We start from the raw sequence: 12,280 nt of genomic DNA, 5'->3' as shown, positions 1-12,280 counted from the left end.
TCTCTCCTTAACTCACTGAAAACGCGCCGTTGTTAACGTCGAGGCCGCCCGCGCTGAGCGCCAGTTTTCCGCCGTTGGCGCTGGCGCTGACGTCGTTGGCCTCAAGTTTGATTTCACCACCACCAATGGTCAGCGTGGTGCCGTCGCCGGTTTCGATCGTTACAACCCCGTTGTCGTCGTCAAATTTGAGCGCGGCGCCGTCGGTACGCAGTGTTTTCACGCCGGGTTTGGATTCGTCACTGGCAACCTGATTGTCGGCCCAAAAACATCCCACCCAGATCGGGTGGCTGGTGTCACCGCCTTCAAATTCGACCCAGACACCGGCGTCTTTGGGCGGCAGCGCAAACAACCCGACGCCCTGACCAGCATAAGGCACACAGGGGGTGGCCCAGATCAGTTGATCTTTCATCACATTGGGCACGCGCACCTGAAGCCGCCCGCGGCCTTTGGGGTCTTCGTTGGATTCCACAAAGCCTCGGTATTTTCCAAAGAAACGTTCCTGTAGCGCTGCGTAGAGTTCTTCCAAGGCTTCGAGAGGGTTCATGCCGCTTCTCCTATGAAATTGGACCTCAGGGTCACGTCCATAAGGTGGTCGGCTGCGTTGATCACATGGATCACCGATTTCACCTGATAAGGGATCGAGTATTCCGGCCCTGCGCCTTTGACGTCGATAATGTCGTGCGGGGACAGGATAGCGCCCAGCATGTGGGCGGAGGTCGAGACCTTGGCCTCCACAAACCAGCTTGAGGCGCGCAACATGGCGTCCTGGCGTCGGGTCTGATCCTCGCCGGTGCCGGGACCGGCGGGTGCGACGGTGCGTTGTACGCCATCAACGAGACTTAGGGTCGGGCCGTCGCCTTGGGTTTCCGCGCTTTCCTCGGAAGCGGCGTCTTCTTCGGCGCCATCGGCCAAATCCACACCCTGGCCGTTGGCTGCATTGGGGCGCTCGGCGTCGACTTCGGCGGTGAATAGGTTCACGTTAGGACAGTCGTCGCCCAGCACGTTGACCCGAAACGACGGGGTGTCGTCGTTGGGGATCAGTTCAAAACCTCCGATGTCGAATGCGCCGTCTGGTACCTCTGGTGAAATGCGGAAATGGGCGTGTTCAGTGATTTCGGACTCGCCGGTCAGCGGGTTTGGATCGGAGGTTTCGTAGCTGATCCAGAAGTCCACGCCATTTTCCGAGGCCAGCTTGTTCAGAAAGGCAAAGTCGGTGCCGCGCTGGTTCAGCTGTTCTTCGTCATCATAGGTTTTGTCCTGCACGTTTTTGACGTCCGGCTGAAAGTCGTAGCCTTGCAAGACACTGGTGACGATGTCCTTTTCCGGTCCGGCCCAATTGACCTGAAAGGTTTCGCGATCCATTTCGACCTGTCGGCTCAGGCAGTGAGCCTCGATCCAAGAGCCCGGCCCTCCAAGTTGCGAGGAACTCTTGATCTGCGTCACACGCCCACGCACCAAACAGTCTTTGCTGTTGCCGTTGGCCACCATCACGCTGAGCATGGTGTTGGGGCGCAACTCGGGGCGGTTGGACACGGCGGGGGCGTCGCCGCAAAGGTCGTCTTCGAAACGGAGGGCGAATTTCGCAGGCTTGTTCAGCTCATGCTCGACGCGGACCTCGGCCAGCCACTGAGCCACTTCGGGGGGCAGAGGTTGGTTGTCGTCACCAAACAGGATTTCCGCACCGAAACTCATGATTTAGCGCCTCACCGGAATTTTGATCTGACGGGCATCGGTCAGGACGTCGGGGCTCATGGCGTCGTTAAGCCGTGCGATGCGCCAATAACCGGTGTCCTGGTCAAGATAATAGGAGGACAGATGATCCAGCCTTTGTCCGTCGCGGCGTTGATGCAGACCCAATTCCTGTGCCTGAGGCAGCTCGGCTGGCGTCAGCGCGCGCACCTCGCGCCCCTGTCGGTCGACCGAAGTGGTGACCTCGGAGTATTTGACGTATCTGCTGTTTTTCTCAAACGTTGCCAATGGGATGTCTCCTAGAAGGGCAGGGCGCCGACGATGGTTTTGGCCGAGGTTGCGATGTTGGCGATGGCCAGAATGTCTTCTTGCAGTTTGGTGAAATTGTAGGTGCCGACGGCGATCTCGGTGGCCGCGGTTTTCTTGCATTTGAAGACGTCCGGCGTGAGCACTGTCATTTCGATCTGCACCGTGGCCATGTGTGGGTAGAGGAACTGGGTGAATTCCTTGATTTCCACAGACATGCTGGTGACGCGGATCGGATAAATGATGCCTGGCCCCAGGATGAGCAGCACTATGGGCACTGTTGGTCGCTCAACCGCGGCGGCGCTGTTGCCAGCCAGTGCTTTGGCGGAGGCCACCAGATCGCCCAAGAGGCCCTCGGTGGGTTGGGTCAGCTTTTGCAAGGCGGCGATCTGGGGCGCGACTCCGGTGGCGACGGCAGGAGGGAAGCGGTCCTCCATGTCGTCGACGGCGGACAATTCCAGAGCGAAAGAAAATTTTTCCTGCGGTGCGTAGGGCTGCACGGTCGGCGCCTGCGCGCCACGGCTGGCCTGATCCACCTCAAAGGGGTTCCAGACCTCCCAGCTGCGCGACATGGTGGCGGGGTTGTATTGGAACGCAATGATATTTGGGATCGGCAGGACCACGTCGTCGATGATCTGCACGAAGGCTCCGGGGATGACTGAGGGCGTTCTCGGGTATCCGCTAGGCGACATGGCTCACCCCCTGATGTTGCGCCGCAATCATAGTGGCGAGGTCGTTGGGTAAGGATTTGCCTTCTTTTCGCAACTCGCGCGCAGCGGCGCCGAGCAGGTCGATTTGCGCAGGGGCATCAACGTTGGTGACCCCTGCGGCAAACCGGGCAGTCAGAACCGCGCTTTTGATTTGCGCCGGAGAGAATTCAAAGCGTTCCGCGCAGAGCGTCAGATGGGCGATGTCGGATGTGCTAAACAGAATGTCACAGAACCGCCGCCAAAGCGTCAGTCGGCCTACGGTATCGGGGCGGCGGAAATCGATGCTGTGGCGCAGGCGGCGGAAAAAGGCTTCGTCGATGTTGCCGCGCTTGTTTGTCGATAGGATCACCGGCCCTTCGTATTGCTCTATCAAGCGCAGAAGGTGGTTGGTGTCGCCGTTGCTGTGGCGGTCCAAACTGTCAGTACCTTCGGAGCGTTTTGCAAAAAACGTGTCGGCCTCGTCAAAGAAGATCAGGCAGCCGAATTGTTCTGCGCGCTCGAAAATTCGGGTCAGGTTTTTGGAGGTGTCGCCCACGTACTTACTGATGGTGCGGCTTACGTCGATCACGAGTAGCGGCAAGTCCAAAGCACCTGCAACGCATTCCGCAGCCATGGTTTTGCCAACGCCGGGCGGGCCGGAAAACAAGGCGCGCGGGGCGGCGTCGCGGGCAAAGAGACGGTGTATTTCGGCGTTGGTCAAAAGCGCGGTGCGCTGCTCGGCCTCCTGTGAGAAAACTTGCAACAAGGAGATCACGCGCGGCTCAAGCACCATGTCATCCCATGTGACTTTGGCGGTGCGGACTTCGCCCACTTCGTCAAGGTCGTGCCGGGCGAGACCGGTATCCTGAATGAGCGTGCCATCGGTGCGCAGGCGGGTGGCCCAGTTGCGCAATTGCTGCGCGCTGGCGCTGTGCAGAACTTGGGGCAAGTCGGATTGGCCGGTCAGCGCGTGCCAGTACGACAATCGTAGTTGTGGGGTCATCTGCGGCGGAGGTAATATCAGGTCGGTGACGCCGTTGATTGCCGCGGGGGCCGTGTCCGTGATGATCAGTTGCAACGGCACAAATCCACCGGGACAGGTCCAGTCGCGTGGCTCGGTTGTCCAGACCGGTACCATCGCGGTCAGAAATCCGAACCGCTGGGCCTGCCAGACTGGGACATCGCCCAGCGCCAAGCCGTCCAATTGCAGCGCTTCCAGAAGCGATTGGGCTGCCATCATCCCGTCAGTTCCCGTGCCGCCCAGCAACACAAGGCGCAGGGCGTCACAGTTGGCGCGTAGGTTTGTGACATCTTTGAGCCATGTGGTGAGATCCCAGTCAGGTGAGATTTCGGCGTGCTCCATTGGGCGGGCTTTGCCCACCATGGCTTCGCTCAGGCTGGCTTTACCGGCGTAATAATCGGCGATCCTTGGGTCTGCGGCATAGCTTGGCGCCGCGCCGGATGGATCCAGAATTGCGTGCACCATGTGCCACCGCATCAGCGGGCTGGTGGGTCGCGCGATTTCTCCGTCAGGCAGATCAAAGAGCCGGCGCGCAAGGGCTTCCGTAGGCTGTGGCCGCCACGGTTTGCCCTGTATCTCGGCTATCCGGGATTCAAGGGAGGGATCGAAGCGCGTGGCAATCGCGAGGTCCAGCAGTGCGGTTTCAGACGCATCAAGGCCAAAGCGCGTGAGCAAGGTGGCGCGCATTCCTGTCTTCGGCGCGGGCGGGCAGACGATTGAACCGATAAAGGCGCGTTCGGCCTCTGGCGTATCGATGGCCGGATTGCTGGCGAGAAAGGCAGCGCGGGCGTCGAGGCGGGTGCGAACGACGGCTGCTGCCCAATGGGCGTCGGTTTGAAAATGCGTGCTCATGGGCCGGCCTCGATCCAGAAGGGCTGACTTTCGGCGCCATTCACGAACAGCTGAAAGGCGTGTGCGCCTGTTAGCGGGGCAGGAAGATGGGGGCGCACAAAAATGTGGTCGGTCTGACGCACATATGTGCCCGGATCAGCCGGTTGCAGATTGACGGTGTCCTCGATGTAGTACTGACCATCGAGCGCCAGCAGGAGGTCTGCCGCTGTGAGATCGGTCGCGGCCTCGAGGTTGACGCGATACACGTCCGCAGCAGGGGCAGTATGGTCAATGATCCGCGCGCCCAACTGAATTGCGACTTTGCCGGCCTCATAAGTGCTTTCGAGCCGCGTCGTGCCTTGGAAACGGTAAGCGACGATCTCAAGCCCAAGTTCGATCCGTCCGGCAGTGATTGGCACGGCTGTGATCACGCCGCCGTCGGAGGTGGTCAATACGGTTTGCGGTATGAAGCTGATTTCGTTGGTTGCAAATTGCGCGTCCCAGTTGGGGTTGAGCGCCGGATCAAGTGCATGTGTCTGGCCATTTTGAGAAAGGGTCAGGCGTTGCAGATCACCTGCAGTGAGGTTGTCTCCGGTGAGATAGACGCGCTCTTGCGCCGGGTTGGGGGCTGCCCAGAGCACGGCGCGTGCGGGAACAACATCCAGCGCCTGCGCGCCCATGCCTGTTTCGGCGGGCATGTCGAAGCGAAGCACAGCGCGCGAGTTGGACAGTTTGGCCACCGACGCGCTGCTGACGTATAGGCCCACGTCAAACACGGTGCCATTGGTGGTGGTCGGCATTTCCGGAGGCAGAAAGGCGGCGCGAACTTCGTAATAGGCAGACAAGCGCGGTGTTTTCTGGTCTTCGGTGGACCAGAAGTTGATGTTGTCCTCGGGTTCTAGATTGCGCATGGCGATTTCGATGCGGTGGCCGCTGGCCGCAAGATTTGCGGGCATCACCGGCAAGTTTGGTCCGCCGCCCACGACCTGCACAGACAGGCCCGGGTCGATCACCGGAAAATCGTGCAGGGTCTTCATGGCGGCGCTGAGAAATTCCTGTTTTCCTTGCGGGTTGGGCAAGCCGTTGGCGTCCTGATGCGGGGTGAGGATGTAAAACAACCGAAGCGCCATGGGTTGCCCCGAAATCGGTGGCATGACCGTGTCGTAGCCAACGGCATTGCGGTGATGCACGTCCTCAGACACATGATAGAGGTGCAGATTGATCGTGGGCACGGTGTCGGCGGCCACATCTTCGGGCGGCAAAAGTGTCACGTGGATTTCGTTTTCGGCAAAACCGTACATGCGCCGGATGTTGAACCAGACCAGATTGCGCAGAGCGGTTGTCACGTCAAATATGGATGTCTGGATCATCTCACGCCCTCCGAATACCAAAAACGCTGTGCACACGGCGACGCACGGGCAGGTCGCCGATTTTGGAGGCGCTGGCGGCGGTTATTGGTTTGCGCTGGGCAGGGGACGGGGAGTCTGCGGGCGACGCCGCAGGTTTTTCGATCACCCGTTCTATGGTTTTTTCCACAATCCTGGGTTCCGACGTTTCCTGTGCCGTCAGGGTGGCTTGGTCGGCTTCGGTCACTGGCGAAACAGCTGTGGGAGGGCGGGCTGTGATCGTTGGGTCCGGTGCGACGTCCAATTCGGAACGTGGCGGCGAGACATCTTGAGGCAAAGGTGAGGGCTGCGGCGCGGCAGATGGCTCCAAGTCGCCCTCCGTGGGCCAGAAGCTTGGCGTTATGGGGGGCGTTTCTGTTGGATAAGACGTGGGCGGCGGCGACGCTTGTGCTGTGACGGGGGCGGTTCGCGCAGCAATATCGGGCGCAGCCAGCGACGACGTTCGCGCGTTTGAGGTGTTCCGCTCCGAGGTGGGTTTAGGCAAAGGCTCCGCTCTCGCGGTGGGCGGCGTTGCAGATGCGGTGGGCGGGAGGTCGTGAGGAGGCGGGGACTCCGACAAGGGTTGAGGCGCGTCCAAAGGCTGTGCGCGGAGCGCGGCGATTGGATCAAAAGGCGGCATCTGGGTGGTTGGGGCCGCTTCGGCTTGAGCAGGTATCGGCGCCGCAAAGGGAGGATGCGGGGTGTTTGGGTTTTTCGAGCGTGATTGGGGGGCTGTGGGATGTGGTGACGGCATGTCCACCGTTGTGGGTGTCTGCGACGAAAGCGGGGGTTCGGTCCGTGGGTCCAACAATGGTGCGGCGGGTACGTCAAATGCGCCGCCGAGACCGCGAAAGGATGGCGTGTGCAGGCGTTGATCATGATCGGCCAAGGGGGAGCCGGAGCGGGACAGAGATGTCGGTGATTGAGGGGCCGTGCTAACGCCGGCGCCGCGATCCAGTAGCCTTTGGATGTATCCGCTCATGATGCGGCCCTCACACGTGGACGTTCGGCCACGATAAGCGCGGCCATATCCCGTCGCGCGGACCTTGGCAGATCAAGAATGTCTGCCAGCGCCCAATGGTAGGTCTTGGCGATCAGGTGGACTTCGCGCCAAAGAAAAGCAGTCTCCCCCTCGATTGACTCAACCAGATAGCGGGCCACATCAAACCGCACTGTATTGGCCGCTTCGCATTCGGGGCAGGTGGTTTTTATGTCCTTACTGAGCAGGGGCCCTGCCTGTGCAAGATCGGCCTGAACAGCCTCAAAATTCGTGTCGCCTTCGATCACACAGGCTTTGGCCCATTCCTGTGCGGTTGCATGTTGCAGGGTCGAGAGGTCTTTGACCCGTGGCAGGCGGATAACGCGGCCGGATGGGGTGGACAGGCTGTCCCAGTGTTGACCTTCAAAGTTTGAGGTATTGGCCCAAGCTGCAGATTGCAGATCCGGTAAGTTTAAGCTGAACTCAAACGGTTCTTCGCAATCTCTGCACCGCGCCTCGCACAAGACTGTTGGTTGGTACAGATATTGATAGAGGCCGGACAGGGCCACATCGTACTCCGCAAGGGTCAGGTCTTGCAAAGTAACTGGCTCGCCCTTGCGCCAAGCGCCTGCGAGCAGCGCGGACAGCAACCCCAAAGCCCGCGCCGCGGTGTCACCGGAGGCCGCAGCAATGTCGGCTTCCTGCCGTCCTGTGAGAGGCAGAAAGCGAAAGTGCGTGCCGCACGGGGCTGTGTGGTGGGGGCTGCTCATTGCGGAATGGCCTTAAAACTCGAGCTCTTCCACGACCGCCGAATCCCGCATGAAGCCTTCGTTTTGCAAGACAATGCTTTCGAAGGCGACTGCGTTTCCGTTGGCGTCCAGTTCCGGAACAGCGGTCATTTCGCTGACCCAGCAGCGGAAGACCTGCCAGCTTAGAACCTTCACGCCTTGCAGGTTGTAGAGATCGATTGTGATGTCTTTTCGGAAGTTGGCGAGGCTTACGCCGCCATCGCCTTCGGTCGAGTAGACGAGGTTGGCCCAGTCTTCAAAGGCGTGATCGTGGCTGAGGCCGCGTTCCAGTGTGATGGGTTCAAATGACGTTACACCGGGGGTGTGGCGTTTGGTCGACAGATCCCCGCCGTGCCGGTGGCTGACCACCTCACGGGAGGCTTTCAGGCCGCTGACTTTGCTGACGCCAGCGACGACTTGACCATCCCAAACGACGCGGAATTTGAAGTTGCGGTAGGGGTCGATGCGGGTTGAGTTGACTGTGAATTCCATAACGACCTCCGGTTATGATTGGGCTTGGCCAGCGATCTGTTTGACCGTCAGCACAACAAATTCAGCGGGTTTCAGAGGGGCAAAGGCAACGACGACATTTACGATGCCCAGATTGATGTCTGTCGGGGTTGTCGTGGTTTTGTCGCAGATGACGTAGAAGGCATCCGAGGCTGTTTCGCCTTTGAAAGCGCCTTGACGGTAGAGACCGTTCATGAAGGAACCAGCCGCCAGCCGAATCTGTGCCCAAAGGGGTTCCGCGTTGGATTCAAACACCGCAAACCGGAGGCCGCGATAAAGGCTTTCCTGAATGAAGTTTTTGGTGCGCACGACGTTGGAATACTTGTTGTCCTGATCGCCCGAACTGTTGAAGCCAACAAGAGAGCGCGCCCCCCAGCTGAGAACGCCTGACGGGAAGAGGCGGATGGCGTTGACCGCAAGCGGGTTCAGAACGCCGTTCTGATCGTCGCTCATGGGGTATTCCACACCCGCGATGCCGCGGATTGTGGCTTCGACGCCTGCAGCGGCTTTCCAGACACCGCGTGTGCCGTCGGTGCGGGCCATTAGGCCTGCGATGGCGCCGCCCGGGTCCTGAAAGGTGCCGTTGGCCATTTTGAGGCGGGGCCAGTAGACGGCGGAACTCTTGGTTTCCAGACCGACGCGCAGGAGATTTGCCCCGTTTTGAGCGGCCGTGACCGAGTTCCATGCGTTGACCGGATCGGTGGCGGGGGGATCGACCAATAGGAAGGCGCGTTCTTTGGCGCAAATTGCGCTGCCGACGTTGAAGGCGGCCTTTCGGTCGGTGTCGGATTGCTCGGCAATACCGTCGTTACAGCGCGGCAGAACCATCAAGTTGAAGAGATCAACCTGTTCTTGCAGCTGCGCAAACGCAGCGCGGTAGTCTGGCAATGTCGGCACGGTGCCGTCATCGCCGTCTGCTGCACCGGCGCGGTTCTGATATGCGCCAGCGCCCGCAGCACCGGAGGCGGTGCCAAGGGTGTAAGCTTTGACGTTGAACAGGGTGACTGTGCTGTCCAATATCTGACCGGCGGCCTCTAGAGGAGCCGTGATCGGGTTTGTGAAATCCGCGTTTGAGGTTTGCACCGCAAAGTTGGCATCGGCATCAGAGCCGGTGGAGGCGGTTTGGATGACGATACGGAAGCCGTGCACGGAGACCGCGGCCGCTGTGCCCAAAACCGTACTGAGCGCGGTGGCCAATGATTGTAGGTTTTCGCGCAAATTCAGCATGGACCCTTCGGCACTGTCAGGCGGCGCAGGTACGTAAACCGTGCCGGTGCGCATGTCGCCAACCGTGGAATAGGTCACGGCCTCGCCATCTCCAAAACCGAGGTCGCCAGAATGTGTGGCGCCGATGTGGGTCACGGCTGTTTTGTTGAGGACTGAAAAATCGGTAAGCCTGTCAAGGTCGCCACTTCCAGGTGCGGCGCTGACGCGACTAGCGAGACCATTTGGCGCTGGACGCAGACCGGCGTAGCGGTCCAGATAGAGCGCGCCTTGAGCCTCAGTCAGCATAAACGCGGCGGTTAGGTCATCGGATACGCCGGGCAAGAGTTCAAAAGCGTGATCCGCGCAGGTTATGACCATCTGTCGGCGGTTCTGGCCGGCGTTGTTGTCCCAGCTGACCGAGAACACCACACCGGGATCCGTTGCATCGTTTAGTGCATCGGTGAGCGCATTGCCGATCGCGGTCAAATTGGCCCCATCGGTCAACGCGACAGGGCAGGTCACTGGCGGCGCCTGATCTATCCGGATTTGAAGGTTAAATGTTTTGGTGGCTTGCCCGTCGTAGTCCAAACGGGCGTGAGCGACCGCAATGGCGGCGGCTGGCGCATTGGGATAGATCAACCCGCTGTAGAGCGTGCTGTCTGCACCTGGTGCAGGAGCCGCGGCCCTGTTTTCGACGCTGACAAGCGCACTTTGAATGCCAACGACTGTTTCCACATAAGCTGGATGCGACGGGTCCATCGACAGATTGGTGAACGTTTCGACGTCGTCTTCGGTTACCACACCTGTTGTGGTCATGTTGCGCTGGTAGATCCGCAGGTTGAACAGGCTTTCGGGTGAAATGGAATCGTATGTTACCTCGACCCGGATCTTGTTGCCCGCAATGCCATGACCCTTGGCGGTGAACTCAAGTGCGGCATTGCCGGCTTCGTCGCGCACCTCGATGGTCGCTTGTTGGGCGTTGTTGGCAATGCGCGTGACATAGGCCTGACCGCCGCCGTTGTCATAAAACAGTTTGACCTGTGGCAGCATCTGTCCGCCGGTCGGGCCTGAGCCGAACACACGTTCATAGTCTTGCAGGTTGAAGACTTGCGTGGGTTCGTTCAAGGGACCGCGTTCTGTCATGCCGACAAAGGCCGCGATGGATGTGGGGACACCGGCGACGGCGCGCGCGCCTGAGCTTTCTTCGCGCACATAAACCCCGGGATAGGTCGGATTAATCATGAGAAACCTCTTTTAATGCGGGTTGGGGGGCGCCGATGCCGACGCCTCCGTTTCGTTGAGCGCTTGGCGGATTGCCTCGAACGCTTCCGACAGGGATGTGAAATACTGGATCTGCTGCTGAGCGACGTCTTGCACACGCACACGCCGCGAGGGGGCCAACCAGCCTTCGGGCGCGAAAACGCGCACAACGAATGACATTGTGTCCGGCTTGGATGTCGGGTCGTGGTTTAGCACCTTATTAATACCTCTGCGGTTCAATCCAGTGACGATGAACCGACTGTAGAGGTGGGGGATTTTGGGCGGCTTGTGCGCATGGCACCATTGGATCACGCAGGCGGCACGTTTGGTCAGAGTTTGACACACCAGTCGGTCACGTTTGGCTCACAGTTCTATCACAGGCTGATCACTGGCAGGGATCAGGCACGCGAAATGCGCCCGGCGAGATGCTGGCGTATGGATTTGGTGAAGGAGCGACTGGCAGACAGATGTGAAGAGGCGCCGGAGCATTGCTCGCGCGTCGGGTGGTCTAATCAAGGGCTAGTTTGTGGGTCAGTTTCGTCAGATCAGACTGCGGCGTGCAGGGCCGAGCCGATGGGTGCTGTCTGGATACGGAAAGAGCGCGGATCGCAGGGTGTCGGTCCGGCAAGCTTTGCCGCGAGGGCAACCGTTTCCGGCAGGGGCGCAATGTCCAACTCATCCCTCAGTAGCTTTTTCAGCGCCAGATAATGCTGGATCGCCTTGGCGCGCTGACCATTGAGCGCATACAGATGCATCACTTCGCGTTGGATGGTTTCCCGAAAAGGATCCGCCGCGATGATCGCTCGGCCCCAAGTCAAAGCCTTGCCAAACTCAGAGCGTGCGGTCGCGAAGGCCATAAGGTAGTGCAGTGCCTGCACCCAGACCTCGTGATATTTTTCCCGCAGCGGCAACGCCCAATCACAGGTCAGACCGTCCATGAACGGCCCCCGGCACGTGCCCACAATCTGTGCGAGGTGGTTTTCGAGGGCTGCGGTATTGGTTCCATCACTTTTCTCGGCCGTTTCCACCGCGGCTTCGAGCGCCACGACATCGACCACCGCTGGAGACAGAAGGTTCAGCTTGATGATGCCGTCGTGGGTGGTGACAGAAGCGCCCTCAAAGTGCATCAGCACCTTGTTGATCCGCCACACGGCAGTGTTTAGCGCTGAGTTTGCCTTTTTCTCGGTGGTGTCCGGCCACAAAGCTTCTGCCAGCCGGGCGCGGCGGATGCCGCGGTTTGCATGCGCTGACAACATGTAAAACAACGCCCGGGTTTGACCATGAATCGCCAGCTGTTGCCGCTCGCCGTCTATCCGAATGGCTGGTGGGCCCATAAGAGAGACAAATATGGCGCTTTTGGCGGTCATAAAACATCCTAAACAACGGCAAACATGGCGGCGCGAGTGGCGGCCTTAAAATACACATTAAGGATGTTGGATAGTTCTGATTCCAGCAAGGCGGTATTTCCTGACCCTGATTTTTGGGTGTGTTTCCGCCCATTCGGATCGCTAGTCGGGGAGGCGGACGTCGATACAAAACACGCCCTTTCCGTTGACCTCAGGGGGTTGCTGCAAAAGGGATGGCCCAAGCAGGTACTACAATTTTTGGTGGAATGG

12 protein-coding genes are annotated in these 12,280 nt (G+C 59.6%); all 12 read right to left on the bottom strand.

All coding sequences use genetic code 11. The annotated features are described in order from the left end of the window. Positions 1-7 precede the first annotated feature (7 nt). The gene (locus PG871_RS17340; protein WP_270731618.1) at positions 8-544 is read right to left on the bottom strand and encodes a phage baseplate assembly protein V; all 537 of its coding nucleotides are present in this window, start codon (positions 542-544) and stop codon (positions 8-10) included. Further along, positions 541-1,692: a hypothetical protein gene (locus PG871_RS17335; protein WP_270731615.1), complete on the bottom strand. Its 1,152-nt coding sequence runs from the start codon at positions 1,690-1,692 to the stop codon at positions 541-543. Before PG871_RS17335 ends, PG871_RS17340 begins: the two co-directional genes overlap by 4 nt. A 3-nt stretch (positions 1,693-1,695) precedes the next feature. Beyond that, entirely contained in the window at positions 1,696-1,977 is a 282-nt protein-coding gene (locus PG871_RS17330) for a hypothetical protein (RefSeq protein WP_270731613.1), read from the bottom strand. Between the two features lie 11 nt (positions 1,978-1,988). Continuing rightward, on the bottom strand, positions 1,989-2,687 hold the full coding sequence (locus PG871_RS17325; protein ID WP_270731611.1) for a hypothetical protein: 699 nt from the start codon (positions 2,685-2,687) through the stop codon (positions 1,989-1,991). Next, the gene (locus tag PG871_RS17320; protein WP_270731609.1) at positions 2,677-4,557 is read right to left on the bottom strand and encodes an ATP-binding protein; all 1,881 of its coding nucleotides are present in this window, start codon (positions 4,555-4,557) and stop codon (positions 2,677-2,679) included. Before PG871_RS17320 ends, PG871_RS17325 begins: the two co-directional genes overlap by 11 nt. Further along, positions 4,554-5,906 (bottom strand): DUF4255 domain-containing protein, encoded by a 1,353-nt coding sequence (locus PG871_RS17315; RefSeq protein ID WP_270731607.1) that lies wholly within the window; start codon positions 5,904-5,906, stop codon positions 4,554-4,556. Before PG871_RS17315 ends, PG871_RS17320 begins: the two co-directional genes overlap by 4 nt. Before the next feature lies 1 nt (position 5,907). Beyond that, positions 5,908-6,252 carry a hypothetical protein gene (locus PG871_RS17310; RefSeq protein WP_270731604.1) on the bottom strand — a complete coding sequence of 115 codons (345 nt, stop codon included), beginning with the start codon at positions 6,250-6,252 and terminating at the stop codon, positions 5,908-5,910. Between the two features lie 647 nt (positions 6,253-6,899). Beyond that, a complete protein-coding gene (locus PG871_RS17305; RefSeq protein WP_270731603.1) occupies positions 6,900-7,670 on the bottom strand; it encodes a hypothetical protein in 771 nt (256 codons plus the stop codon). A 12-nt stretch (positions 7,671-7,682) separates the two neighbouring features. Then, the gene (locus PG871_RS17300; protein WP_270731602.1) at positions 7,683-8,180 is read right to left on the bottom strand and encodes a phage tail protein; all 498 of its coding nucleotides are present in this window, start codon (positions 8,178-8,180) and stop codon (positions 7,683-7,685) included. Positions 8,181-8,192: 12 nt separating this feature from the next. Further along, entirely contained in the window at positions 8,193-10,646 is a 2,454-nt protein-coding gene (locus PG871_RS17295; protein ID WP_270731600.1) for a phage tail sheath family protein, read from the bottom strand. 12 nt (positions 10,647-10,658) lie between these two features. After that, complete coding sequence (locus PG871_RS17290) at positions 10,659-10,844, bottom strand: hypothetical protein (RefSeq protein WP_270731599.1); 186 nt, start codon at positions 10,842-10,844, stop codon at positions 10,659-10,661. A 365-nt stretch (positions 10,845-11,209) separates the two neighbouring features. After that, a complete protein-coding gene (locus tag PG871_RS17285; protein ID WP_270731597.1) occupies positions 11,210-12,031 on the bottom strand; it encodes an AfsR/SARP family transcriptional regulator in 822 nt (273 codons plus the stop codon). Positions 12,032-12,280 lie beyond the last annotated feature (249 nt).

The sequence above is a fragment of the Shimia sp. Alg240-R146 genome, assembly GCF_947331465.1.
Classification (GTDB): Bacteria; Pseudomonadota; Alphaproteobacteria; order Rhodobacterales; family Rhodobacteraceae; genus Shimia.
This window is presented reverse-complemented; position numbering and strand designations above follow the sequence as displayed.

Coding starts and splice junctions, on each gene's coding strand:
- PG871_RS17340 (WP_270731618.1), bottom strand. CDS start 544: ATGAACCCTCTCGAAGCCTTGGAAGAACTCTACGCAGCGCTACAGGAA.
- PG871_RS17335 (WP_270731615.1), bottom strand. CDS start 1,692: ATGAGTTTCGGTGCGGAAATCCTGTTTGGTGACGACAACCAACCTCTG.
- PG871_RS17325 (WP_270731611.1), bottom strand. CDS start 2,687: ATGTCGCCTAGCGGATACCCGAGAACGCCCTCAGTCATCCCCGGAGCC.
- PG871_RS17320 (WP_270731609.1), bottom strand. CDS start 4,557: ATGAGCACGCATTTTCAAACCGACGCCCATTGGGCAGCAGCCGTCGTT.
- PG871_RS17315 (WP_270731607.1), bottom strand. CDS start 5,906: ATGATCCAGACATCCATATTTGACGTGACAACCGCTCTGCGCAATCTG.
- PG871_RS17305 (WP_270731603.1), bottom strand. CDS start 7,670: ATGAGCAGCCCCCACCACACAGCCCCGTGCGGCACGCACTTTCGCTTT.
- PG871_RS17300 (WP_270731602.1), bottom strand. CDS start 8,180: ATGGAATTCACAGTCAACTCAACCCGCATCGACCCCTACCGCAACTTC.
- PG871_RS17295 (WP_270731600.1), bottom strand. CDS start 10,646: ATGATTAATCCGACCTATCCCGGGGTTTATGTGCGCGAAGAAAGCTCA.
- PG871_RS17290 (WP_270731599.1), bottom strand. CDS start 10,844: ATGTCATTCGTTGTGCGCGTTTTCGCGCCCGAAGGCTGGTTGGCCCCC.
- PG871_RS17285 (WP_270731597.1), bottom strand. CDS start 12,031: ATGACCGCCAAAAGCGCCATATTTGTCTCTCTTATGGGCCCACCAGCC.